The sequence below is a fragment of the Phormidium sp. CCY1219 genome, assembly GCF_055795085.1.
Genome location: NZ_JAYFEQ010000289.1, coordinates 1 through 25,457, shown reverse-complemented (window position 1 = coordinate 25,457; position 25,457 = coordinate 1). Strand labels below are relative to the sequence as shown.

Sequence of the window (25,457 nt, the reverse complement as noted above, 5' to 3'; positions counted from 1 at the left end):
CTCAATCGGGCAACCCTGTTACACTATTCCGGGAGAATTATAACCGATTTGGCCGATCCACTTTCCCCACTCACAGGTAAGGCGGACATTGCGGCGATCGCCAATTCGGAACCGGTCTGCGATCGCATGTACACCCCCACCAACCACTTCCCTGCTACCCTGGGAAAAATTAACTCAGGCGATCGCCCCTTTACCCCCAGCGAGCCTGTAGGATAAATCTATGGTGCGCTCTCAAAACAATCTGTAAAATATCCACTTATCTCCAATGAATCGACCTATTCTTTTTTCCCTTCCTTCTACTTTAACCCCCAAACCAAATTCTGTGCATTTGAATACCCTAAGCCGCACAACGACCTTACCCCTCCTGACGGCGCTCTTCCTCGGGGCGGGAGGAATTTCCCAGCCGGCATCTTTGGCGAATCCAGATCCGGCGGTGCGCGGATCGACGAACCTGCAGATAGCTCAAATTCCGGCAAATGCAAAAATCATTTACGTCAATCCCGCACTCGGAAACGATACCGCGAATGTGGGCACCAGCGAGGCTGCGCCTTATCGTAGCATTACCTATGCCCTTTCCCAAGCCGAATCGGGCACGGTGATTCAGTTGGCACCGGGAACCTACAGCAGCGACACAGAAAGCTTCCCCCTGCAGATGAAATCTGGGGTGATTCTGCGCGGGAATGAATCGAACAAAGGTCAGACGATCCGGATTATTGGCGGCGGCACTTACCTGAGTCCGACCTTTGCCAGTCAAAATGTGGCGATCGTGACGGCAAGAGAGAGTCAGATTGCTGGAGTAACGGTGACGAACCCCAACACGCGCGGCACGGGTATTTGGATTGAATCGGGCACACCGACAGTTCGCGATAGTACCTTAACCAATAATTTGCGCGACGGGATTTTTGTCTCAGGTACGGCAGCTGCGACGATCGAAGATAATGTATTTATCGAAAATAACGGCAATGGGATTTCCATCGCTCGTTCCGCAGGGGGAGAAATTCGCGGGAATGTCTTTCAAGATACGGGCTTTGGATTGGCAATTGGCGATCGCTCCTCTCCTTTGATTGTGGAAAACCGGATTATTCAAAATGTGGATGGGGTGGTGGTGTCGAATTCGGCGCAACCGGTGCTTCGCAATAACGTGATCGAAAACAATACCCGGGATGGGATTGTGGCGATCGCGGATGCGGCTCCAGACCTCGGCACTGCGGAATCTCCGGGCAATAACTTTATCCGCAATAACACGCGCTATGACCTCAACAATGCTACCCGCAACACCACTATTGTGGCGGTGGGGAATGATATCAATCGCGATCGCATCGAAGGGAGTGTGGATTTTGTCGCCGCAACGGTGGCTACCGGCTTTCGCGATGTGCAAGGGCACTGGGCGCAAGCTTATATCGAAGCCCTGGCGGCGAAAAAGATTATCGCTGGATTCAATGATGGCACGTTTCGCCCCAACGAACCGGTCACGCGCGCTCAGTTTGCTGCCATTATCAATCAGGCGTTTTCTCCCGCGCCCACCGAGTCTTGCTCGGCTTTTGCAGATGTCCGCAGCAGCTTTTGGGGTTTTAATGCCATTCAAACTGCCTGTCGCGGTGGATTCCTCACCGGTTATCCGGGGAATGAGTTTCGCCCGCAACAACGCATCCCTCGCGTCCAGGTTCTCGTCGCCCTGGTGAGCGGGTTGGGGTTGCGCTCCGAGCAAACCAGCGTTTTGTCGATGTATTCCGATCGCAATCGCATCCCCGATTGGGCCACTACGGCGATCGCTGGTGCAACCGAACAGGGATTGGTGGTCAACTACCCGGTGCGCGATCGCTTAAATCCCACCCAACAAGCCACCCGCGCTGATGTCGCCGCTTTTGTCTACCAAGCCCTGGTTAATGCCGGTCAAGCAGAAGCGATCGACTCCCCCTATGTGGTGATGAGTCCTTAACTAGAGAATTGATTATTGTTCATTTGCAATAACTGTAACTGTAACTGTAACTGAGGTAAATCCTCCCCCTCCACTCCACATGAGAAAGGGCCAGCTTCTAAATCCAGTGAAGCTGACCCTTTTCTCTTTATCGATTGGGTTTTATGGTTAGGGTCTTTATATTGGCTGACCCCATTTGAATCTCTAATGACTTTAGTGTGCCAGCATTTTTCGGAAAGCTTCATTTTCTTAATATTTTTTTTATTTTCTTTTTGTGTGGTCTTGTCAATTTTTGTAAAGAACTTGTTACATCTTTGTGTCCTGTCGTTAATTTTTGTAAAAAGTTCGTTACATAACCGAAAAATTTGCTGCTTGTGTGGTAAGAAACATTCGGTTTTGCGATCGATCTTAAAATGTAATTGGTTGACAACTTGTAATAATTTTGCCAACCTCAGAATTGAGCCGAGAAAATATTCCCAGTTCTCAATCGGATTTTTCCAAGCGAAACAGCCACACCATGAGCGCCACCACCCCCACTTGTAGGGCAAAGTTGGGCAAAGCGGAACCCACGTCGCGACCCGCCAAAAGCTGCGTCAGGAAGATAAACCCGCCAATCGCACCCGAAGCCCCAAACGCCACATAGATGAACTTTCGCAATCCGCGATAGGGGGCGTCGGCTTCCGCTTTCAAGCGCGCGTATTTTTCCGGACTGAGGTTTTGTCGGGCTTTGGACATCTTTTTCCCGGGGGTCTTCTCCCGAGAGGGTGGGTTGGGGCTGGGGTCTGGCATGAGAACTCTAGACTGGGCACTATTACTGCGTTCACTATTTTAAAGCAAAATGGGAAATAGCGAATTGAGGATTGGGGATTGGGGATTGGGGATTGGGGATTGGCAAGCTGTTTGCACTTAAGTGATGCAAGCCTCGGTTAACCTGGCTTAAGTGAAATGGAGCGATCGCTGGTGGAGGTTGGGCGGCGGCATCGATTTGCCTTGCGCGTTATCTGCGATCGGCGATGACTCGGTAAGATGAGATCGATCCACCCATTGCTCGCTGAAAAAGCATCGACCTCGGCGGAGACTCTCCGACTATCACCGAGAGTGCCTCCGAGGCAAAGGGTGGGTGTTGGTTGCCCGAGCGATCGGGCCTTGTCTGACAATGGTCAATCTTTGCACATGAATATCGCAACCGAAAATCTTGCAACAGTTGGAATCGTCGTCATCGCTTTAGTGGTTTTGGGGTGGGGATATTATCGCGCCAAACCCTTTGGAAAACTGGGAATTTTAGCCTGGTTACAATCAGTAGTGCTGATGGCACCGTGGCTATTATTTTTTGGCTTGTTTGCGGCGGGGATTTACCTCAACCTAGTGGGGATCCTGGTATTAATCCTGGGTTCTGCAGCACTGTACATCTATCTTGGCAGAAAATTACGAGCCGCAGGTCAAGACGAAGTGCTCAGACAGCGGGCAGCGCAGCGGTTGTACTCCCAAGAAGAAGAAAGCGGCGCTCAAAGCACTGGTGAAGCACAAACCCCCGAGGGGAACCTCTCTGCGCCGTCGCCAGAGACCCTGCGAATTCCCGAAGAAGACCTGAAAAAAATTCAAGGCATTTTTGGGATCGATACCTTCTTTGCCACGGAAAGCATTTCCTATCAAGAAGGGGCGATTTTTAAAGGAAATTTGCGCGGCGATCCGGATGAAACCTTCGATCGCCTTTCCCAAGCGTTGCACGATCGCCTCGGCGATCGCTATCGACTGTTTTTAGTCCCCAACTCGGAAGAAAAGCCGGTGGTTATCGTGTTACCCAGCAGCACCGATCCCAAACCCGCAACCACCGGTCAAAAAGTGCTGGCGGTTATTTTATTTGTCGCCACCATTGCCACCACCCTAGAAACCGCCGGCATCTTCTTGGGATTCGATTTCTTCAAGAACTTGCAGCGCTTCCCGGAAGTGCTGCCCATCAGTTTGGGCATTTGGGCGGTGTTGCTCTCTCACGAAATTGCCAATCGGGTGGTAGCGCGCGCAAACAATGTGAGACTCACTTGGCCGTTTTTCATCCCCACCTGGCAAATCGGCTCCTTTGGGGCGATCGACCGCTTTGAAACACTGTTACCCAATCGCAACGTGCTGTTTGATGTGGCATTTGCCGGACCTGCTGCCAGTGGTTTAGTGTCCTTGGTGATGCTGATTGCCGGATTGCTGCTCTCCCATGAAGGCAGTTTATTCCAAGTTCCCTCGGAATTTTTCAAAGGGTCTGTATTAGTAGGGACTTTGGCGAAAGCCATTCTCGGGCCGGCATTGCAGCAGCAGGTGGTAGACCTGCATCCCCTGACGGTAATCGGTTGGCTGGGATTAGTGATTACGGCAATTAATGTGATGCCTGCCGGTCAGTTAGATGGCGGTCGAATCGTACAGGCAATTTACGGACGCAAAATCGCCGGACGGGCAACGGTGGCAACGTTAATTTTGCTGGCGATCGCCTCTTTTGTCAATCCTTTGGCATTATATTGGGCAGTGGTGATTGTGTTCCTGCAACGGGGTTTGGAACGCCCAAGCTTGAACGAAATTAAAGAACCCGATGATGCCCGCGCCGCCTTAGGATTGCTCGCCCTATTTCTGACCATTGCCACTCTATTTCCCTTAACGCCCGGTTTGGCCGGTCGGTTGGGAATTGGCGGGTAATCAATCGGTGATTTGACCGCCGAGAACTTTGCAACAGCCCCGCACTCGACAAGGGTGGGGCACTGGCGGCAAATACTGCCTAACGACGTTCAAAATCCTCATTCCCTCGTTCCCAGCACATGCTGGAAACGCCCTGACAGAGGTACCGCCTCCACACCGTAATTTGGCAAAATAATTGGCACGGTATCTGACAATTGGGTTGAAGTCAAAGACCATTGTTTGTGATTAGGGATTGAGTCAGGCTATAATAAAAAAATGAAGCGCGAAGGAAAAAGGAGAAATCATCCTTTTGCCTTCGCGCTTTCCCGATTTCCGAGGCGGCTTAAGGTTAGGCTGGTTTTGGCAAGGGGAAGTGAAAAGATGGTGCCGGGAAAGCGCTCAATCAATTTTCGGAATTGAAAACCCCTGCGACGCTTGGCGCGGTGGTGAGGAATTCTGGGAGTGGAGGGGCTATACCGGGGGATTTATGACAAAAATTCACGGTGGATTGGGTTTAAGATGATGAATGCACAATCTCCAATTTTACTGGTTTTCGATATCGGTAGCCTGATTGCGGGGGAACCGAAAATTTGGCAGCAATACAAACGGGTGGGTCGCTGCTATGTGCCGAAGGTGGTGCTCGATGCGATGCAGTTTATTGCCGATCGCTCTGCGGAACCGCAACAGGAGAAAGTGGCGAAGGAGTTTCTCCGATTTTGGCCGAAAAGTGGCTGGGAACTCACCAGTGTGAGGGGGTCGCATCCCAAGTTACAACCGGCAGAGGGTGCGGCGATGAGTCAGCAAGCGCGGGTGAATTTGGCGATCGCGCGCTGTGCGTATGGCATGGCCCAGGAACGACGTGAGGCGCTGGTGGTGTTTGTCTGCAATACTCTGCCATTGTTAAAGCGGATGGAAGGGTTGAATCAAGGGAATTTGTGTGGGATTACCTCGGCGATGTTGTTGCAGTGGTGTCGCGCGAATCAGCAACCGCAAGCGGTGAAGCAAGCGCTGCAGGGGATGAAAACGCCGACGAAAACGGCGGGGAATACCGGGGGGTTGAAGGGGCGATCGCCCGCGCGCAAACCGCCGCAGAAACCCGCACCGCGTCCCTCTCCCGCGCGGCGATCGCCGCCGGTGGTGGAGGAACCGGAGGATGATTCCGCCTACCCGCGCGATCCGCGTCGCGGGTTTCGCGTAAAGCGCGATCGGCCTAATATTTTGCTGCGGTTGGGGTCGGGAATAGTGTCCCTGGTCATGTTTGCGGCAATTGTGGGGGCGATCGGGTTTATGTGGAAAATGGCCTTTCCCGAAAGTTTTAACCCGTTTTGGCAAAACCAGGTTCAGCCGATTTTGCGGAAGTTGCCCCAGTGACCCCCAACCGGCGATCGGGTTGGAATGATACCTATTTTTGCCCGCCTGCGCGGGCTAATTTTTTTTGCAGCAATCTGTTGACAATTGTAGCCGTTTGGGTTATGTTGTTACTGTGGGAATAGGTGCGGCAATATATATAGCGATCGCCTTCAACCCTTCGAGAAAAAGCCGGCAATTGAAATCGCGCCTATGCAAGCGTTAGCGTAGCCATGCCCGCTAGTCACCGTAGGGTGCGTGACCCCCGTCAGCAAATGGCTGGGAAGATGACAAAATACGGTTCGGGGGTCACGCACCATCTAACAAAGCCGGCGATTTCAATCTTTAATTCGCTGAATATTATATCCCACTTATAACCTTTCCAGCCAGCGCAAGGCACGCTTGAGTTCCACCTCACCATTGCTCGGGTACCAGCGCCCGTGAGCCAATATCACTTTTTCCGGATGCCACTGTAACAGTCGGTGCAGGCATTCTCGCCCTTGGGCTTTTTGCCCCATAAAGGTCAGTCGCAGGTCTAGGGGCATTTTGCCATCGGGGTCGCTGCAACCAGAGAGTTTCATCGCCATCCGCAATCCCCAATTTTGCACTTTGTTTAGCTCGAAATTTTCTATCAAATCGGCGACAATCAGGGTAGAACTGGCGCGATGGAAGAAGACCGCTTCATCCATAAACCGACTCCCGCGAAAGATAAGCTGGTCCAGGTCAGCGCGCCACTGGGGCGGGGGGTCGTCGGTGAGGTCTGCATGGAATGTAACCGGGATATTCTGCTGGGCCGCCCGATCGCGCACTCCAGGAGAGGCCCAAGCGATCGCCTCCGGGTACGCCTTCGCCCAGGTGCCGATGTGAGCGTAGTGAATTTTGTTCGGCGACACCAGATGGCGCACCGGACCGAGGGCGTCTACTTCCGCTTGCAGAGAATCGCACGGGGCGATGGGAGAATGACACCACAACTCCCCACTTTGCAGGCGCACCACGGTCATCCGGGTGGGAAAGGGAATTTTAGTGCCATACATGGCCATCCGCACGATCGGTCCATCGGCGATCCAAATCTCTGGACCCACGGGTTTGAGGGTGTTTATCGGTTCGTACAGTTCCATCGCTTGTTCGCTCCAACGCGATCGCAGTTGTCCCAGGTTCGGCGCGCTTCTCCATTCCCGCCTCACTGCCCCACCTGACTCGTCTATCCAGCCCAAATCAGAGGCAGAGTGGCTCGATTTTGCCTATATATATGGCCGCACCTATTCCCATGATAAAATCATAGTCCAAACTCGCCGCTTTGTCAACCCCCCAACCCGATTTTTTAGCGAACAAATGTAAAAAAAATTGGCCTGCATATCCCCTACGACTGCAAGCCCAAAATCAACCCTACCGATACCGCACCATCGATGGTGTTTTGGTAGAAGCCAATATTCGCTTAATACCCAAGTCGGTTAATTAGCCCGCCCAGGCGGGCTTGGTTTGCTGCAATAATTCTCTGCCTTTTCAAACACTCACCCTTTCCCATTTAACAATCGGTTCCCAGGTTTCCGTCAAACTAGCGCGCGGTACGGGGTCGGGGAAGAGATTTTGCAGGACAACCACGCGATCGCCGGGAGTTTCTGTAGAGAAATTAAATAACGATTCGTAGAAAAAGAAAGACACCCCAGAAAATCCCATATTTCGGGCAATATTCACCTGTTTTTCCACCTGACTAATGGGGACGCCCCGCGTTCTCAACCCGGTTAAAATTCCCACTGCTACGGGAATATTGCGCTGAGCTAATTCCACTTCTGGGCGCTGCAATTCGGCGATAAAACTGTCGATATTGTCGCGATAAACTTGCAGAACTAATTCTTCCACAAAGCCGAACCGCTGCCAACCGCGCCAATCTTGCAAGTAAAACTTGTAGGCAAAATCCTGATAGTTGGGGGACAAAGAAATAATCGCATTAGGTTTGCGTTGTTTGACGGCTTTAAACACCCGTTGAATGAATTGGGTGAGTTTTTGCGATCGCCACCGTCGCCAGTTCACATCATTTGGGTCATCCGGGGGCAACAAACCCATGTGTTCCTGTTTATATAGTTCTACGGTATAGTCATCGTAGCCCAATTCCACCGGTACGCTAAAATGGTCGTCGAACTGAATGCCATCTACATCGTAATTGCCGACGATTTCCAGGACCAACCCTTCAATAAATTCCTGCACTTCCGGATGCCAGGGATTCAACCACAGGCGATCGACCCCCGATTCTTGTACCACCTGGGTGCGATCGCGGCGACAAGTGAGCCACTGGGGATAGCGGCGAGCCATTTCCGAATCGGGCGGTGCCATAAACCCATATTCAAACCAGGGAATCACGCTTAAGCCTTTTGCGTGCCCTTGTTCTACCATTTCCGCCAACATATCGCGCCCCTGCAACCAAGGGGCGGGATGATGGGGCAATCCCACCACCGGTTCTGCCACTTGACTGGGATAAAGGGTATAACCTCGGCTCCACACATTGGGATAAACCGTGTTAAAATTCAAACCATCCAGCCGTTCCATTGCAAACTGCAACTTAAACGGCTCAAACATTACCTCACTATCGATATTGGTAATCCAGACGCCGCGAATTTCCTTGCGGGGCAAGCGGGGCACGTATTCTGAAGGGACTGGGGAGGTGCGATCGCTGCCCGTAATCGCCTGACATAGTATCGCCGCCACCTCCGCCCGCGTCGCCCATTGGTTTGGCTTGAGGCGTCTCACTTCTGGATAATTCACCACCAAACTGGTTTCCGTTGCAGCAGCGATCGCCCGGTGGGCATACTGGGGAATCTCCGGCGCATCCGCAAAAGTGCGATTTAACGTTACATTTACCGCATTCACCGGCGAAAACTTCAACCCCGTCGCCAGCGCCACCAACACCTCAACCCGCAAAATCTTATCTTTCGGTTTAAACATCTGCCCGGGATAACCGGAGAGAAACCCGGTTTCATACGCCTTGCGAATTCCCGCCGCCGCCCAATAGGAACCCGGCACATCCACAAAATCGATCGCCATGCGTTCCCCTTTTGCATTCGGAAAGGCGCGACTGACGAGTACCGCAAATTCAGTGCGCGTCAGCGGCGCATCGGGGCGAAAGGTGCCATCCGGATACCCGCGCAGGATTTGCTGTTGCGCTAATTCTTCAATACAAGCTTGCGCCCAATGTCCTTGAATGTCGGTAAATGCTGCCGCCATTTTTTAATTCGTTCTCCCTAAATGTTACCCTAGTTTCAAAATACCTTACCTCTCCTCAATCATAAGGAGATGATGCATCCGGTCCGTCAAGCGTCACAAAACCACCCACGGATGCGGCAATTTTCATCAAATTTCCTCAAAACCGAGGAATTTTCTGCAATTTTTCCGATGCGGTAGCGATTCATCAACTGACTAAAATTGCCGCAAGCAATCTCGCAAAAAATTAAATTCTGTCTCCTGCAACCGGGCGCGATTTTGCCACCCCCCTCGCGGTTCTGCTTTCGTCTGACAAGGGCGAATATTCCCCAAACGCGGGTCACTTTCTCTCTTTCGGAGGAGTACGATATCAATTTTTTTTGATTAAATAGGAAGGTAATCTCCTACCGGAGAAAGGTCATAAATTGACACTAAACCAACCCAGTTGGCACGCTTGCTTTCAGTGGGGTTTTATATGAAGCTAATTTCCTACAGATTGGGTGCCTCTGAACGATTGCTGTAGAAATGCGATTAATCGCGTTTCTACGATAATTAGGGAAAGAAACCCCCGGGAAACCTCTACAGCACTAACTTACTCGCAATCACGCCGGATTTGTCTGGGTGCCATAAATTTAGCGGCGCAAAATTGCAGGTGTCAAACCCTAACTCATTCCCGCCAAACTGATATTTCTGGAATCAACTCTCCAGATTCCGATACACAATCGGGGAAGTTAAACCAGAGGTGAAAAACCAGACGCAGATGGGCGCTGGTTTTGAGACAGGAGTCTGGAACAATCTTTCTCTTCTGCTTGCCTTTCATGCCCCAAAGTAAAGGTATCAAATGTGACCCAACCGACAAAAGCCCCAGAAAATCGAGGCGGTTTGGCGGTGAAAACCCCTCTCCGCTGTTGTCAGTGCAAAATTTGGACGCAAATGTGAAAAAAAGTTAAAAATACTTTACCTTTTCACCTTCCCTGAAGTAAAATAAAATATGCTTTCATCAGAGGGTAAAACGGGGAAGCAAAATGCACGGAATGCAGGGTGCGGGTGGCACTTTTCCTGACCCCCTAGGGGAAGGGCGATCGCGATCGCGTTCCCAATGCCTCCCGTCAGGTTCAACCCTTGCAAAGGTTCTGGGTTTTTTGCGATCGAAGTCACTGACATCAGCGTTAGCGATCGCTACCCTACAGCACCCCATGTCACTGACATCCTAAGCCAAATAGAGGATTCTAGAAAATAGCACCTCCACGCCTCGGCACCAACCCCCTAAACTGTACCCATTGGAGAATGGCCATGATGGAATTTTATTCCAGTGAAACAATCGATCCGGCAAACGAGCGATCGCTGCATCGACTTCATCGATCCATTACCCTTTCTCAGGGTCAGTTTTCCCTGATTTTTGCCTGCTGCAATTCTACCTCATGCCGGGAAAAAATGCTCAACTACTTGCCGGAAAATGTTTCAAATCATATTCAAAAGCTAGTTTTACATCCGTATGTCAGTACGCTTTACACCACCATTCAGGAAACCCTAGAAGGCAATACCCCTCCCGCTTTAATGGTGTTTGGATTGGACTCAGTAGTGGAACTAGAAAAACTGCTCGCCTCTACCAATTTCGTCCGGGACAATTTCCGCCAAGATTTTCCCTTTCCCGTAGTTTTGTGGGTGAATGATGAAGTCATGCAAAAAATCATTCGTTTGGCTCCCGATTTCAAAAATTGGGCCGGTTCTACGATTCGCTTTCACATCGCTTCCGAATACGCATCGGCACCACAGCTTGCTTGTCAGCTTGCCTAACTCCGGGTGCGGGATAATCTCCAATCCCCTGGGTTTAAAATAGCCGTTCGGGGTAAATTTGTCCTCGTTGGTTTTCTTCAAAATCAGTTTTCAAATAATAAAATCACTCGGGAGAGTTATCGAGTGCGATTTTGGTTGGGCACCGCACCAGTTGAAAGAAGTTTGAGTTAAAGTTTTAGAAAAATTGGTAAAAAATATCCACATAAAAGAAAGGGAATCCCGCCTCTGTGATACAGGACAAAAAAGGGCGATCGCATTTCAGAGTTTGGCTGTTTGACATCGCCGAGAACCCTGGAAGAACCGGGGGATTTGCTGAATCCGGCATCGGAAAACATGCGGACAGTTCGCAAGCTGTCCTCAAATGCGATACCTTACTCTATGTCTGTATCGAAAACTACCGATGCCATGTCAGAACTGCAAAATTTAATCGAGCGAATCCAACAAGAAGCGCAAGGGGCTGAGTTTCCCGTAGATGAATCGGTTTATCAAAACGCCGGATTAGACCCCACCCACCCCATTCTCTATGGGGGAAATTTGAACAGTCCTCTCTGTGTGTTCGGGCGAGACTTAGGAAAAGATGAAGTGCGCGCCCGTCAACCGCTTTACGGTGCGGCGGGTTCCCTGGTGCGCCAAGGGGTTTACCGCTTTTGCTTCGAGAAACAGACGCAGGATAAAGGAGAACTCGAGGCGGTACTCGATCGCGTCTTGTTGAGCAACACGGTTCCCTACAAACCCCCGGGCAATAAAGCTTATCCGGTTAAAGTGAAAAAGCGGTTTCGTCCGTTTGTGGAGCAATTGCTGGTATTGTACTGGCAAGGGGATAAAATTATTAGCCTAGGAAACGAAGCGTTTAAGTGGTTTGCGCCTTATGGGCCAAAAGGGGCGATCGCGGAATTTTTTCAGCGCAGCGATCGCTACCGTGCCAGCATCGACGTTACCCTGCAAGCCACCGACTCGCAGGGAAATCCGCACCAAAAACTCGTTACTCTATTGCCACTCCCCCATCCTTCCCCCCTCAACCAAAGATATTACGCCCAGTTTCCGCAGTTGCTACAGGAGCGCTTGCAGCAAGTGTTTTCCTGACCCTGGTTCTGGCATCCTCCCAGTTGCGATCGCGATCGCTATTGTTTGCGATCGCGATCGCAAAAGATGGTGATAATTTTATCACTGATTGGCGTGTTAACATCACCCACAGCCATCAGGTTTGGTGTTAGTTTAGATTTAGGAAATAAAAAAGACTAATCAATTGAGGGGCACAGGCTCCTCGACTGGGAGGAAAGAACGATGTTTGGTTTATTCTTGATGACATTAGTCACGGGATTAGCAGCCGCCTGCTTTTACCTCAATACCTCAGAAGAGGTCCCGAGAATCATGGCGATCGCCATTCTCGCCATCTGTTTTTGCTTCGATATCATTGTGGCTCCTTGGCAGATCCAATTTTTGCTGCTGATTGCCGTTTTGGTGAGTACCCGCAATGTTTCGATGCCGAGTAAGGAAAACTTGGGGTAAACCAATTTGTTTTTTAAACGCATCTTTTTAGCAACCTATCTCTGAATTTTACCGGGTTTCCAGAATAGCGAATCGGACACTCCACGTTCGATTGCTTGCCCGATGTCAGCAAATTTCCGGGGGATTTCACCCAGTCGAGACCCGCGATCGCTTCCACTCCGAAGCGCATCTATCATTGGGTAGAGATAGCCACGCTTCTCCTTTTATTTTCCCGCTTATCCTCGGGGAATTTATAGCATTATTAAAGTGACCGATGAGAATAAATTATATAAATTTTACCAGCAACCGCCAGATCGTGGCAAAAGGTTGCCCTCAAATCTAAAAAAAAACCAATAAATTTCGGAAATGTCATCTAGGATACTTTATAGAGTGGGTTGAGCGTGATAACCTAAAACTGTGACAAACATTGCAGATATTTTAAAAGCTTTCGATTCTACCTCGACCCTCGCTCAATAGGTGATGCTTATGTTTCCGATGTACTTAATTCCACTGTTGTTGGCCTTGGCTGCAATGCGGGTGTTTCAAAAAGCCTCAGAAGACATCACAAGCATTCTCGCTATCGCAACTGCGGTCATCTGCTTGATAGGTGGTTTTGTGCTGTCACCTTGGATTTTAAAGCTAGTGATTACTCTCTTGGTTCTGGCACTAGAGCGGATTTATTTAGACAAATCAGCGAAATCTGGTTCGGAATCCCAAGGAGTGAAAAATTAATTTCTACAACTCCTTAAACCCGAGAAAAATCACCCGAGGGTGATTTTTCTTTTGGGACATTGCTCATATAGGGAATCGCGAATTTCAGAATCGCGAATTGGGTGAGGGAACGCAGATAAGCCCGAGGGTAAAGGTAGAAGCATTGCATCGCTAAATAGCTAATAAGACATAAAGTAATGCTTGAGAGGGGAGGAGGGGGAAGATGGAAGGGGTTGGGGTGGCAAGGGAGAGATCGAGGGAGGGGGATCGAGGTTATAGTAGAGCCAAATGTGCGAATCGTTCCTGCAAAAGTCAAGGCTGAAATGCCAAAGAGGAAAACGGCAACAGCCGTTACCAAATCTCAGGTCAGCAGGCTCCAAGTCAAAGGAATTGGAGAATTTTAACAAAATTTAACAATTCCCGAGAGCAACGGCGATAGCCACCCCCACTTATTAGATTCACAACCTAATGAGTGAAGCGGGGAACGGAAGGCGGGCAGGGTAAGCCAATACCCGTTGTAACCGACCACTGCCAAATGCTTAAGTCTAGCAACAGCAAATCATCGGCTTGAACCCTCGTAACGACTAAGCGGCGAAAGTGGATGTTACGCCGCGCCCAAAACGGGCAAAGGGAAAGGTCAGGGTGTATTTGAGCCACTGACACAGACAAGCAAAAGTACCTCGGGGAAAAGATGGAGGCGTCGGCATAACACCCCAGATGATGGAACGAGATAACCCGACGTGGACTCTCAGCCAATAACTGAGTAGTGATAAGTGTAAGCGCATGTCCATGCGGGGAAAAGATTGGGTCAGAAGCTTTCTGCCTACCTGTAATGGGTATGGGATAAGCTGACGGGTTCAGGCATTCGTGGAAGGTTTTGTGACTGAGTATCTGTTGAACGCCGATAGCGAGTTGAAAGACTACGAACAACGGATAAAGCAGAGAAATTCAAGAAGCCAAGTCCTCAAAAAGGGTGCCTATGACAAAGGCAACGGATGTTAGGAGCCGGATGAGGTGAAAGTCTCATGTCCGGTTCTGAATGGGAGGTGGGGGTTGTGAAGCCCCATCAACCCTAATATATCCGAGTCATCTGCCTTTATGAGGATGAAAAAGCTATGATCGCAGAATAAAGGGTTCAGATTGAGCAAACGGGCGATCGCGTGGAGTCTATTGAGCATTACCCGAATGATGAGCTTGCAAAACGGAGGCAGTGATGATAGGGAAAGAAGAGGGAAAAAGCTTTCGGAACGCGGAGTTAAAAACCGACGTGGAAGCTCAGGGTGGTGCAGAGGTAGTCGGCGAGATCGCGGCGGGGCGATCGAACCCAAGTGAGGAAAGGGGCAGTGGAGCCAAGGCCCCTGGATAGCAGGTAGGGGATCGAGATTCAATCGAGTCCATAAACTGCGATCGCATCATCCCAGAGATTTGGGAATACTGTAAACAAAAGGATATCTACTGGACAAGCCATGACTAACTTCGCATCTCAGAGGCGTGCCCTAGTCGTACAAAATAACTTTTCGCCCTTTGGCAACAAGCTAATACAAAGCGGATATGCCGATCGCGAGCAAGTGCAACGCGCCCATGCAGAAAGCCAGAAGACGGGGCAACCTCTGACCGAGGTACTCGAAAAGATTACGGGAAAAGAACTGACCCCCGAACTGCTGCGTCAATATAAAAAACAGCAGCTTTTTGAGCTCAAAATCATCTACGGAGTAGAAGCCGTAGATCCCGAAATCAAGGAAATTTCCGTCGAACAAGTTGGGGAACTGCTCGAAAAGCTAATTCCCATAGACACCTGTCGTCGGCATCAGATCGTGCCCATCGAGCGCAACGAGACCCAACCGCCCTCAGTGTCCATCGGGATGGTAGATCCGGACAACTTAGCCGCCCTCGACGATTTGACTCGGATTTTGCGGCCCTCTGGAGTGAGCATCAAGCGACTGGTCATCACCCAAGAAGACTATCAAAAGCTACTTGGGGAATATTCCGACGAAAAAGCTAAAGAGCAACAGGCCAAAACCGCAGAAGCCAACAAACTCGATTTAAGCCTGAGTGCCGATGCATTTGAAACCGCAGAAGGCGAATCCCTCGACGAGGCTCCCGAAGAGAGCGAGGAAATGAACCTGGATGCCGCCTTGCGGGGAGCCAACGATGCACCGATTATCAACACGGTGAACAAAATCTTGGCCAAAGCCCTATCCGACGGCGTATCCGACATCCACGTAGAACCGCAAGAAGAATTTTTGCGGATTCGGATGAGAAAAGACGGGGTACTGCATGAATTTGGCAAACTGCCGAAGAAAATTACTCCTGCATTGACCTCGCGCTTCAAAATCATTTCCGACCTAGATATTGCCGAACGGCGCAACGCCCAAGACGGACGGATCCGGCGAATCTTCCAAGGGCGCACCGTAGACTTCCGGGTGAACTGTTTGCCTTCGCGCTACGGAGAGAAACTCTGTTTGCGGATTTTGGACAACTCCTCCACCCAGTTAGGGTTAGACAAATTAATCACCAATGAAGAAACCCTCGCCACCGTGCGAGAAATGGCCAGTCGTCCCTTTGGGCTGATTTTGGTGACCGGGCCGACCGGTTCGGGGAAATCAACCTCCCTGTACTCCGTGTTAGCCGAACGCAACGATCCGGCAGTGAACATCAGTACCGCAGAAGACCCGATCGAGTATGCCTTGCCCGGGATTACCCAGTGCCAGGTCATTCGGGCGAAAGGGTTAGACTTTACCAACTTATTGCGGGCATTCATGCGGCAAGACCCCGACATCATTCTGGTGGGTGAGACCCGGGACAAAGAGACCGCAAAAACCGCAATTGAAGCAGCCCTCACCGGACACTTGGTGCTAACTACCCTGCACACCAACGACGCCGCCGGGGCGATCGCCCGCTTAGACGAAATGGGAGTCGAACCATTTATGGTCGCGGGGTCCCTGATTGGCGTATTGGCGCAGCGCTTGATGCGGCGAGTTTGTAGCGAATGTCGCGTCGCCTATACCCCCACTCCCGAAGAACTGGCGCGGTTCGGTTTAGCCGCTTCTCGCGAATCCGAAGTCACCTTCTACAAAGCCAACACCATCGCCCCAGGCGATCGCAAAGCCGCTCAAGACGCCGGCAACTTGTGCCCGAAATGCGGCGGGAACGGATATAAAGGGCGCGTCGGGGTTTACGAAGTTTTGAAAGTCACCGAAAACCTGCAAACCTTAATTTCTCAAGGTGCGCCCACCGAGCGGATTAAAGAAGCCGCCGTGGAAGAAGGAATGCTCACCCTGCTGGCTTACAGCATCAATCTGGTGCGCGAAGGCTATACCACCTTTGAAGAAGTCGAGCGCGTCACCTTTACCGACTCCGGTCTCGAGGCCGAAATGAAAGCCAAACGCAAGAGCAGCCTGACGTGCAAAACTTGCGGCGCTGGCTTGCAGCAGGAATGGATGGACTGTCCCTACTGCTTGACCCCTCGCTTCCAAGACTAAATCCGGCAATGGAGGGTCAATGCAGTTTACCCGAAACTGTAGCAACAGACCCTTCCGGATTCTCTAGCGGCTGGCAAATTCAATGCATTTTTACCGCTTAACCCGCGCCGGGAAAAGCGGCTAGCGGTTAGCTGGAGATTGTTGCGTCAGATGAGTTCACATAAAATCTAAACAAAGCGTTTCGGAGATAATACAGCTATGCCAGGTCTGGTCATTGAAGATGTGATGGAGTCCCTCGTGGAGCAAGGAGGCTCCGATATCCATATTCAGGCGGGTGCGCCGATATTCTTCCGCCTCAGCGGTGAACTGACCCCACAGCCACAGTTTGGCGAAAGTCTTGCCCCAGAGGAGACGCAGCAACTGATTTTCCAGATGCTCAACAACCAGCAGCGCAAGACCCTAGAACAGAATTGGGATTTAGACTGCGCCTATGGGGTGAAAGGATTGGCCCGCTTCCGGGTGAACGTTTACCGGGAAAGGGGCTGCTGGGCCTCTTGCTTGCGAGCTTTGGGGTCTACGATTCCCAATGCCGATAAGCTGGGGATTCCGATGGTGCTGCGGGAATTGACAGAACGGCCTCGGGGAATGTTGCTGGTCACCGGGCAAACCGGGTCCGGGAAAACCACCACGATGGCGGCTTTGTTGGATTTAATTAACCGGACGCGATCGGAACATATCCTGACCGTGGAAGACCCGATCGAGTACGTGTTCCCCAACATCAAGAGCTTGTTCCACCAACGGCAAAAAGGGGAAGACACCAAGAGCTTTTCCAACGCCCTGAAAGGCGCGTTGCGGCAAGACCCGGACGTGATTCTGGTGGGAGAAATGCGCGACTTTGAAACGATTTCTCTCGCCGTGTCCGCCGCCGAAACCGGTCACTTGGTGATGGGGACTTTGCACACGAACTCGGCATCGGGGACGGTAGACCGGATGCTCGACGTGTTCCCCCCAGAAGTCAAGCCCCAAATTCGCGCCCAGATGGGGACTTCGTTGGTAGGCATCTGCAGCCAAAACTTGATCCGCAAGATTGGGGGGGGTCGCGTTTGCGCCCAGGAATTGCTCATCAATACGGCGGGGATTGGCAACTTGATTAAAGAAGGCAAAACCGCTCAGCTTTACTCGATGATCCAAACTGGGGGTCGTTTGGGGATGCAGACGATGGAAATGGCGTTAGCCAAACATTACAAAGATGGCAAGATTACCTGGGAAAACGCAATGGGTAAAGCGGTGAAACCCGACGAACTGGAACGCTTGATCGGGCCGGCACCTTCAGCGGCTAAAGCAAAGGCTTCTCGTTAAGTCGGCGGGTTTTATTCCCTCAAATGCCTGGGGGTGGCGAGGGGTACTCCCCTGGGAAGAGTCGCGATCGCTGTGACTGGTCTATGGTTTCCGTCACAACAGCGATCGCCCGCAACCCCTGCGATCGCAACTACCCCTGCGGTACGCTAGTGTTAGGGACAACGAAAACCAAGGCAGCAATCCGAACCCAACCCGAACGACTTATAACGACAAAAAACTGAAAACTCAGAATTGAAAAAGCGGGGAAATAACACCCCCGAAAACACACAGAGGTTAGAGATGTCTACTAACGTAATTGAGGATAAAAAGAAAGGCTTTGATTGGGCGGAATTTGAAGAGAATCTCAATGTCGCCCTAGCTACGATTACGGTGAAAGATAAAGCCGTGTTTTCCCGTCAGCTTGCGGTGATGTTTAACTCCGGGGTGGCGCTGATGAAAGCGATCGGCATGTTGTCGGAAACCTCGGAAAATGCTAAGCTAAAAAAAGCCTTGCGGAGCATTAAAGGGGACATCGAAACCGGGGTTCCCCTGTCAGAGTCGATGGCTAAATTTCCCGACATTTTTGATGACCTGTACTGCGCGATGGTGCAGTCTGGGGAAATTGGTGGGGTGCTTGACATGGTGCTCAACCGTTTGGCAACCGCTCTGGAAAAGTCCGCGAAACTGCAAAACCACATTAAGTCCGCATCTTCTTATCCGAAAGCTGTGGGCACCATTGCCGTGTTGGTGTTTTTTGGCATGACCACCTTTCTGTTGCCCACATTTGCCGGTATTTTTGAAGAACTCGGGGCAGAACTGCCGGCATTTACCGTATTGATGCTCTCGATTAGCGAATTTTTCAGAACCCCGATTAAATTGGGGTCTCTCGTGGTGGGGATTGTGGTGGTGGTATGGGCGTACAAAACCTTTTACAAAACGCCGCAAGGTCGCTTGCTTTGCGATCGCATGTACTTGAACTTGCCCATCATCGGTCCGCTCATCAAACTCACCGCCGTAGCTCGGTTCTGCGGTACCTTTTCCATGTTAACGGGGGCGGGCGTGCCCATGCTGACCTGCTTTGAAATTGTCGCCCGTACCGCCGGGAATAAAGTAATTTCCAATGCGATTTTAAACGCCCAAAAAGAAGTGGAACAAGGGGGCAGCTTAACCGAAGCCTTTGAGCGCGAAAATGTGTTTCCCGCGATGGCTATCTCCATGATGAGAATTGGGGAAGAAACCGGGGAAATCGACAAAATGCTCGCTAAAGTCGGGGATTTCTACGAAGATGAAGTGGAACAAGCGGTTAAAGGTCTGACCAGCACCCTAGAACCGATTATGATGGTGGGGATTGCCGGCTTGGTGGGTTCGATTTTGATGTCGATGTATCTGCCGATGTTTGCGGTATTTGAAAAGTTAGGCTAAGGAATCTAAATTGCCAGATGGTTCTCCCCTTTATTGGAAGGGAAAGAACGGGAAGAATGTCCGGCTTTCCATCCTGATATGCTACTGGAAAGCCTCGGACTTCAACTCCTGGTATGGCTGGGTTCTGGAAAGGGAAAAAGCGCGGAAAGCAGTGACATCGGGCAACACTTTCAATGGAGTCTTTTCCCCGAAAATGTCTCTACAAATTTCTATAATTTTTAGCGCGCGCCCACCCCTAAATCATTCAACCCAGTGCCTCGATTCACCCTTACAGTTGAAAACAATTGAATAGGCTAATGCGACCCTGACTTAAAGCCCAAAAACCTCCTAGGTTTTTGTCAGGTACAAATGCTCGGCACGAATGCAATTGATGAAGTTACCACTTATTCAAAGACAATGCCTGTTAAACCATACCATTACGAACAGTTGCTCTCCGAATATAGTAACAGCACCAGCGCGATCGCGCTTCTGAAGCAATATCGCTCCTACTTGGAAATGATTCCGAGTATGCGCCGCCCGAAAGAAAGCGTCATTCCCATTCCATTACCAAATATCCGGATTCGCGAATCGATTTCGGCAACACCGACCCCCGGATATACGGTCAGTTCCGGGGAAGTCATTTCCCTACCCTGCGATGTGGCGATTTTAATGTGCGATCCGGATTGGAAAGTTAAATTGGGTGTGGAAATTTTTATCTTTATTCATCGCCCGGAAGAAGATTTTTCCGATCTGCTGCGTCGTTGGCGACACACCCAAATGTGGCTCTCCCACGGCTATGAATGGTTAATGCCCCTGCGCTACCAGTACATTATCGGCGAAGGATCCGATCGCATCTATCCCCTGTTTGTGATTTTTGAAGACACCCCGGAACGCATTCAACGCGGATTGAAGGGCGCAGCACTCCCGTTTGTGGTTCAGCGGATGAGTTCCATCCCCCAAGAGGAGCAACCCGAGGAACCCTCAGAAGAAGTGCTTAGCCCCCACGAGGATTAAAACACGGCACGGTAGAATACTCCGAGGAGGAGGGAATCGGAAATGGGAAACGGGGCGATCGCTCATATCCTGACCGCCACAGTGCATTCACCGCCACTTGGCTGCACGAACACTGAGCATTCTGACAAAGGCGATCGCGCCACCGACCATTTCCCCTCCCTTTCCCCCTCCCCGAAGGACAATTTTCGCAAAAACCAAGGTAAATGCTATAGTAACCATTAACAACAACTATGGCTAAACCCAACCCAAAAGCCGACAATTTGCGATCGCTTTTTAAGCTTAACCCTCAGATTCGGCGCGCCAGGATTTAGCCATTCCGGGAAGCCGCCACCAGCGCCCAATAAAAAACCCCAACAGCCCGAAGCTGTTGAGGTTTGCTCCAGAGCATGAAACGATAGATTCATCCATGCTAGGTGACGGAGTTGCTCCTCTAGAAACGTCGCAATTGCGATCGCTTTCTCTTCCCAGTTCAGCGTTTTTTCCGGCGCTTTGCGCTTTCTTTTTTCCGGCGACTGGCCACTGCAGAAACACCCTGTTCCACTGGATATCCCACCACCGGAATCACCTGAAATTGGCGTTCTGCTTCTAATTGTTTGAGTTCCGTGTAATCCACCCAATGGATGCAGTCTACCGGACAGGTGTCGATCGCTTCTTGAATCACCTCTTCGGGATCCCCATCCTGGCGAATTACCCGGGAACGTCCGTAATCTGGTTCGATGTAAAAGGTATTGCGGGCGACGTGGGCGCAGTGCTTGCAGCCAATGCAGGTAGGTTCATCCACATAAACCCCATTTTGGCGCAGGGTACCGCCTAATTCTGGCTCTAAACCAGAACGTTCCCCTTCGTCGCGCAACACCCCCCCTAACTCCGGTTCCAAACCCGAACGTTCGGGAGTTTCATTGGTGTCTAGTTCTGAAAAATCAGCCATTAGCTTGCCCAACGTTGCAACACGAGACGGATAGAACCATCTTGATTTTTTTGTTTTTCGGCAATTTGAAATCCTTGCTTGGCGGTTTCGCTGACCACGGTTTGGTAAGCATACCGTTGAGTCACTTCATTGATAAACCGATTGACGGTCCATTTTTGCTGCCAATATTGCAAATCGGCCACCAATTCGTATTCTTGACCGTTCCAGTAAAAACCGATGTCAAAACCGTTGTCTTGCTCGATGGTGACGTCAGCATTGTGGGTTTGACCCTGGTAGCCGCGTACCTCTCTCGGACCGCCTTTCCAGTCGATCCCCATGTCAGTTAAAGCAGTTTGCAAGGAGGTCAGATTGCGAATCTGGGTTTTGATTTGGCTGAAATGAGACATAGTAACTTATTTCCTGACGTAACTAAATGGACCATTTGACAATCAACAGTTTTCGCCCGGTGACGAAAACTTACCATTCGCTCCAAGTTGCCTGGGTGGTGGCGGTAGCAGTCTGCTCTACCACTGAGGCGAAGTATTCGGAGGTTGGTTCTTGTTTGAGCACTTCTCCGAGTTGGGCTTCAATTGCCGCCGTGACCTCTGCACAGGATGCACCGACAATGCCAGTGACTTTTTCCTGAACTCGGCCATCGGGGTAGATGACAAATTCGAGTGTTTCCATGCTCTAGGCTGCCTTAGTCGTTGGTTTAATTCATACCCCGACATCCCCTGCTAGGCTGGTGATGCCGTTGGTGGTTCGCAAGTCCGTGACTTGCGCTCCGGGTGGGTCATTCGGGTTGGTCATTAAATGTCTTGTGACCAATGGGATCGTATTGGGTTAAAGCTTAACAAAAATTAGTAAGTTCTAGAGTACCATACTCAGTATGAGTTAAGTTTCGCGTAACGTTTGAAATCAGTCAAGGATTTTGAGGGGCGGGGGTCTGGCAGGGGAGGGGCTTCAAGAATCGAGGAAAATTCAAGGAGCCAAACCCCGGCGAAAGCTGGATAATAAAAGATCTGTGTAGTTGAACGAATCCATATTGGAGCGCGAAGGATATGACAACTTCTAAGCCAGCGATCGCCCGCCAAGACACTCCCCAAACTCCCCTGCGCGTGGGGGTTCTCGGTTTTGGTGGCTTGGGGCAAGCCGCCGCGCGGGTCCTCGCCCCCAAAGCGGAAATGACTTGGGTGGCGGCGGCGGATAAAAAAGGTTTCGCCTACCACCCCGACGGCTTAAACCCCGATGCATGCATTACCACCTACCATCAACAAGGATCCTTGGGCTATCTAGACCCCGGTGGCACCCTCAGCACCGATAGCATCGCCGAGTTAATTCAGCGATCGCCGGTGGATGGGTATTTTCTGGCATTGCCCAATCTGCCCAATACCTTTATGGCATCGGTGGTGCGCCAGTTTATCGCCTCCGGTTGGCGCGGGGTTCTCGTGGATGCCCTGAAGCGCACTAGTGCGGTGGAACAGTTGTTGGAACTGCAAGCGGAGTTGGCAGATGCAGGCATCACTTACATGACCGGTTGCGGCGCAACCCCGGGATTGCTGACGGCGGCGGCATCTTTAGCAGCGCAAAGCTACGCGGAAGTTCACCAGGTAAAAATTACTTTCGGGGTGGGAATTGCCAATTGGGAGGCATATCGCGCCACGATTCGCGAGGATATCGCCCACATGCCGGGATATAATGTGGACTCCGCAATGGCGATGAGCGATGAAGAGGTGGCGGCGCTGTTGGATCGCACTGAGGGCAAGCTGACTTTGGAAAATATGGAACACGCCGATGATATTATGCTAGAATTGGCTGGCATTTGTGCGCGCGATCGCGTGTCTGTTGGCGGTGTGGTGGATACCCGCAACCCGCAAAAACCCCTCAGCACCCATGTCAATATCACCGGTCGGACCTTTGAGGGCAAGATTTCTACCCATACGTTTACTTTGGGCGATGAAACCAGTATGGCGGCAAATGTCTGCGGTCCGGCTTTCGGCTATCTCAAGGCAGGGATCCGCTTGCACCAACGCGGCTTTTACGGTTTGCTGACTTCGGCTGAAGTGATGCCCCTGTTTGTCAAGTAATCCAGGCCCTCTCGCTTTATGTGAGAACCAGAGAAAGATGCGATCGCTCTCGTTCCCCTTTCTCTTTACCGGGGCGGACTGCCAGTTATATATCACTTTTCTGGCACTTTGCATAAAAACGGAAAAAACCACTGAAACAAGGCAGTAAGCTGTAAGGGCACGGCAATGCCGTGCCCTTTGACGGGATGGGCGATCGCGTAACTTCGCCCGTGGCGTTACCCTGCTGCGCCCCCGATCGCCTGATGGGGTGCGATCGCCTTTAGGATTGAACCGCCACGGCAAAAATGGCACCGCGATCGCTTAAGCTAGTTTTTGTCTCCTCCGACAATCCCACCACGCGATCGAATGTCGCATTTTCCACCATCGCCCCATTAAAATTGGTAGCGCGCAACCGCGCCCCGGTAAATTTGGTATGCTTCAGTTGAGCATCCACGAATAGCGCCCGAAACAGATTGGATTGCGTCAGATCCGCATAATTGACAATCGCATAACTGAGATCCGCACCGCCCAAATCCGCATCGCTGAGATCCGCCCCGCTTAAGTCAGCACCACTGAGATTCGCCCCCGTCAAATTGGCACCACTGAGGTTGGCACCACTGAGGTTGGCACAATACAGGTTTGCCCCAATTAAGGAAGCGCGGAAGAAATTTGCCCCGATTAATTTAGCCCGGAACAAATTGGCACCAAATAACTCTACCCGAAAGAAACTGGCACCACTCAACTCCGCATTGTTCAAATCGGCACGAAACAAATCGATGTCGCGGAAGTTCCGCTCTCCTGCGGCATAACGGTCTAGAAGTTCTTTGGCATCCATAGCAATATTATCAGTTTTTCTAGCTCTTCCAATTCAATTTTCTCAGAACAACGCACCGACAACCCGATATGCTTAGTTTTGTTTAACAATTCTCCTGCAGTAACGCGATCGCTTCCCCTGCGCCCACTTCCCCCGATTCCCCCTCGGTTTGGCGAAATTGACCCTCGCAAACCCAAAAGCGCGATCGCCTTCATGCCTGTTTCTCGAAAATCATCACATGCTGCTTTGGTAACATCTCTTTCGTTCCTCGCCACTGCAACCCCACCGCTTCCATTTCTTTCTTCACCTGCTTTTGCGTCATCTTATGCAACCGCTTAATCATCAGCAACGGATTTTCCCCCCGATATTCCACCAACACCACTCTCCCATCCGGTTTGAGTGCCTTCACAATTCCCTCCATCATTTCTCGTGGATAATTGAACTCGTGATACGCATCCACCATGATTCCTAAATCAATCGTCGATTCCGGTAAATTCGGATTCGTTTCGCTCCCTAAAATAGTCTCTACATTAGTTATCTGCTTTTCTTTTTTTAACCCTTCGAGAATATCGAGCATTTCCGGCTGAATGTCCACCGCCAGCACCTTTCCCTCCGGCACCATTTCGCTCATTTGAAAGCTGATATAGCCGGTTCCCGCTCCAATATCGGCGACAATATCGGTTCTTTTCAACTCCAGCGCCTCCCGCAGCAAGGATGGCTTTTCCTCCCGTTCTCTGCTGTCTCTTTCTAACCAGGCTGCACCTCGATGTCCCATTACTTTAGCAATTTCTCGCCCCATGTAAATCTTGCCTATGCCATCGGAACTGGGAATCGTTTTGTGCTGATAAATCGTTCCCGATTCCGCTGCGGTTTTCATGTCTGTGCCACAGCCATTGAGCATTACGCCCAACACCAGTAGGGAGAAAAATAGAGCAATGAATTTTAAGAAATTGCGCGATTTTTTCATTATCCAGAAATTGACAAACAACATCAATTGGCGGACAATGCCGGAGTAGAGGGTGGGTTAAATACCCCACCTCCCTCTGGTTGCCCTCCCAGGGCGATCGTCGGTTTTTCAGACGTTAGCATTTTTGACCGCGCGATCGCCGATGTTGTCAGGAGATAATGACATGCCGGATGGGGGTTCTCCACTCTTGAACCGGCGATCGGCGAGACTGCATCGCTGTTTCCCAATCGTCCCAGGGATTTTCTGAGAACTTATCCAAAGCAAGCCCCTAACCGCTCTAAAAAAAATAAAGGTGCTATAATCAGAAGTGAAGCTCGATGGGCGAGGCAGGACCGTAAAGCAATTTGTGCAATGCTTAAACGCCCTGCCTGCCCCATCCGTTTCATTCTAGCAGCTCGCCACTTTTTTTGTCAA

General features: G+C 50.8%; 25 protein-coding genes. 16 read left to right on the top strand and 9 right to left on the bottom strand.

Going from position 1 to position 25,457, the window contains the following annotated elements:
* The first annotated feature begins 48 nt into the window (after nucleotides 1-48).
* A complete protein-coding gene (locus tag AC0QH1_RS04655) occupies nucleotides 49-216 on the top strand; it encodes a hypothetical protein (RefSeq protein WP_324629737.1) in 168 nt (55 codons plus the stop codon).
* 106 nt (nucleotides 217-322) lie between these two features.
* A complete protein-coding gene (locus AC0QH1_RS04650) occupies nucleotides 323-1,939 on the top strand; it encodes a DUF1565 domain-containing protein (protein WP_324629735.1) in 1,617 nt (538 codons plus the stop codon).
* Here the strand turns inward: AC0QH1_RS04650 and AC0QH1_RS04645 are convergent.
* Complete coding sequence (locus tag AC0QH1_RS04645) at nucleotides 1,936-2,367, bottom strand: hypothetical protein (RefSeq protein ID WP_324629733.1); 432 nt, start codon at nucleotides 2,365-2,367, stop codon at nucleotides 1,936-1,938. The two genes, AC0QH1_RS04650 and AC0QH1_RS04645, sit on opposite strands and share 4 nt — an antisense overlap.
* Before the next feature lie 34 nt (nucleotides 2,368-2,401).
* Nucleotides 2,402-2,653, bottom strand: a complete 252-nt coding sequence (locus AC0QH1_RS04640; protein ID WP_324629731.1) for a DUF3493 domain-containing protein — start codon at nucleotides 2,651-2,653, stop codon at nucleotides 2,402-2,404.
* A 438-nt stretch (nucleotides 2,654-3,091) separates the two neighbouring features.
* Here AC0QH1_RS04640 and AC0QH1_RS04635 point away from each other — a divergent pair, with 438 nt between their 5' ends.
* Both AC0QH1_RS04635 and AC0QH1_RS04630 read left to right on the top strand, forming a co-directional pair.
* A complete protein-coding gene (locus tag AC0QH1_RS04635; RefSeq protein ID WP_324629728.1) occupies nucleotides 3,092-4,597 on the top strand; it encodes a site-2 protease family protein in 1,506 nt (501 codons plus the stop codon).
* Nucleotides 4,598-5,095: 498 nt separating this feature from the next.
* Nucleotides 5,096-5,947 (top strand): PIN domain-containing protein, encoded by an 852-nt coding sequence (locus AC0QH1_RS04630; RefSeq protein ID WP_324629726.1) that lies wholly within the window; start codon nucleotides 5,096-5,098, stop codon nucleotides 5,945-5,947.
* A gap of 347 nt (nucleotides 5,948-6,294) precedes the next feature.
* On the opposite strand, the gene AC0QH1_RS04625 is transcribed toward AC0QH1_RS04630, so the two are convergent.
* On the bottom strand, nucleotides 6,295-7,137 hold the full coding sequence (locus AC0QH1_RS04625) for a DUF4336 domain-containing protein (RefSeq protein WP_324629725.1): 843 nt from the start codon (nucleotides 7,135-7,137) through the stop codon (nucleotides 6,295-6,297).
* A gap of 289 nt (nucleotides 7,138-7,426) precedes the next feature.
* On the bottom strand, nucleotides 7,427-9,142 hold the full coding sequence (locus AC0QH1_RS04620) for a glycoside hydrolase family 10-like protein (protein WP_324629724.1): 1,716 nt from the start codon (nucleotides 9,140-9,142) through the stop codon (nucleotides 7,427-7,429).
* 1,001 nt (nucleotides 9,143-10,143) lie between these two features.
* Here AC0QH1_RS04620 and AC0QH1_RS04615 point away from each other — a divergent pair.
* From AC0QH1_RS04615 to AC0QH1_RS04565, 11 genes are all read left to right on the top strand, one after another.
* On the top strand, nucleotides 10,144-10,332 hold the full coding sequence (locus AC0QH1_RS04615; protein WP_324629723.1) for a hypothetical protein: 189 nt from the start codon (nucleotides 10,144-10,146) through the stop codon (nucleotides 10,330-10,332).
* A 79-nt stretch (nucleotides 10,333-10,411) separates the two neighbouring features.
* Nucleotides 10,412-10,915: a hypothetical protein gene (locus AC0QH1_RS04610; RefSeq protein ID WP_324629722.1), complete on the top strand. Its 504-nt coding sequence runs from the start codon at nucleotides 10,412-10,414 to the stop codon at nucleotides 10,913-10,915.
* Between the two features lie 273 nt (nucleotides 10,916-11,188).
* On the top strand, nucleotides 11,189-11,998 hold the full coding sequence (locus AC0QH1_RS04605; protein WP_324629721.1) for a uracil-DNA glycosylase family protein: 810 nt from the start codon (nucleotides 11,189-11,191) through the stop codon (nucleotides 11,996-11,998).
* Nucleotides 11,999-12,199: 201 nt separating this feature from the next.
* Nucleotides 12,200-12,424, top strand: a complete 225-nt coding sequence (locus tag AC0QH1_RS04600) for a hypothetical protein (RefSeq protein ID WP_324629719.1) — start codon at nucleotides 12,200-12,202, stop codon at nucleotides 12,422-12,424.
* Between the two features lie 465 nt (nucleotides 12,425-12,889).
* Complete coding sequence (locus AC0QH1_RS04595; protein ID WP_324629717.1) at nucleotides 12,890-13,135, top strand: hypothetical protein; 246 nt, start codon at nucleotides 12,890-12,892, stop codon at nucleotides 13,133-13,135.
* Between the two features lie 1,192 nt (nucleotides 13,136-14,327).
* Entirely contained in the window at nucleotides 14,328-14,480 is a 153-nt protein-coding gene (locus tag AC0QH1_RS04590) for a hypothetical protein (protein WP_324629716.1), read from the top strand.
* Between the two features lie 100 nt (nucleotides 14,481-14,580).
* Nucleotides 14,581-16,596 carry a GspE/PulE family protein gene (locus tag AC0QH1_RS04585; RefSeq protein WP_324629715.1) on the top strand — a complete coding sequence of 672 codons (2,016 nt, stop codon included), beginning with the start codon at nucleotides 14,581-14,583 and terminating at the stop codon, nucleotides 16,594-16,596.
* 198 nt (nucleotides 16,597-16,794) lie between these two features.
* Nucleotides 16,795-17,895: a type IV pilus twitching motility protein PilT gene (locus AC0QH1_RS04580; protein ID WP_324629714.1), complete on the top strand. Its 1,101-nt coding sequence runs from the start codon at nucleotides 16,795-16,797 to the stop codon at nucleotides 17,893-17,895.
* Between the two features lie 279 nt (nucleotides 17,896-18,174).
* Nucleotides 18,175-19,296, top strand: a complete 1,122-nt coding sequence (locus AC0QH1_RS04575; RefSeq protein ID WP_324629713.1) for a type II secretion system F family protein — start codon at nucleotides 18,175-18,177, stop codon at nucleotides 19,294-19,296.
* A gap of 396 nt (nucleotides 19,297-19,692) precedes the next feature.
* Nucleotides 19,693-20,289, top strand: coding sequence for a hypothetical protein (locus AC0QH1_RS04570; protein WP_324629712.1), 597 nt, complete (start codon nucleotides 19,693-19,695; stop codon nucleotides 20,287-20,289).
* Nucleotides 20,290-20,331: 42 nt separating this feature from the next.
* On the top strand, nucleotides 20,332-20,511 hold the full coding sequence (locus AC0QH1_RS04565) for a hypothetical protein (RefSeq protein WP_324629711.1): 180 nt from the start codon (nucleotides 20,332-20,334) through the stop codon (nucleotides 20,509-20,511).
* Between the two features lie 247 nt (nucleotides 20,512-20,758).
* Here the strand turns inward: AC0QH1_RS04565 and AC0QH1_RS04560 are convergent, their stop codons facing one another.
* The 3 genes from AC0QH1_RS04560 to AC0QH1_RS04550 form a co-directional block, all read right to left on the bottom strand.
* A complete protein-coding gene (locus AC0QH1_RS04560) occupies nucleotides 20,759-21,217 on the bottom strand; it encodes a ferredoxin (protein ID WP_324629710.1) in 459 nt (152 codons plus the stop codon).
* Nucleotides 21,217-21,603, bottom strand: coding sequence for a DUF1257 domain-containing protein (locus AC0QH1_RS04555; RefSeq protein ID WP_324629708.1), 387 nt, complete (start codon nucleotides 21,601-21,603; stop codon nucleotides 21,217-21,219). The genes AC0QH1_RS04560 and AC0QH1_RS04555 overlap by 1 nt, the downstream gene beginning before the upstream one ends.
* Nucleotides 21,604-21,673: 70 nt before the next feature.
* Entirely contained in the window at nucleotides 21,674-21,883 is a 210-nt protein-coding gene (locus tag AC0QH1_RS04550; protein WP_324629707.1) for a DUF2997 domain-containing protein, read from the bottom strand.
* A gap of 374 nt (nucleotides 21,884-22,257) precedes the next feature.
* On the opposite strand from AC0QH1_RS04550, the gene bioU reads away from it, so the two are divergent.
* Nucleotides 22,258-23,283 carry a (S)-8-amino-7-oxononanoate synthase BioU gene (gene bioU, locus AC0QH1_RS04545; protein ID WP_324629706.1) on the top strand — a complete coding sequence of 342 codons (1,026 nt, stop codon included), beginning with the start codon at nucleotides 22,258-22,260 and terminating at the stop codon, nucleotides 23,281-23,283.
* A gap of 259 nt (nucleotides 23,284-23,542) precedes the next feature.
* Here bioU and AC0QH1_RS04540 read toward each other — a convergent pair whose 3' ends face one another.
* Complete coding sequence (locus AC0QH1_RS04540; protein WP_324629705.1) at nucleotides 23,543-24,097, bottom strand: pentapeptide repeat-containing protein; 555 nt, start codon at nucleotides 24,095-24,097, stop codon at nucleotides 23,543-23,545.
* Between the two features lie 190 nt (nucleotides 24,098-24,287).
* On the bottom strand, nucleotides 24,288-25,043 hold the full coding sequence (locus AC0QH1_RS04535; RefSeq protein ID WP_324629704.1) for a class I SAM-dependent methyltransferase: 756 nt from the start codon (nucleotides 25,041-25,043) through the stop codon (nucleotides 24,288-24,290).
* Between the last annotated feature and the right edge of the window lie 414 nt (nucleotides 25,044-25,457).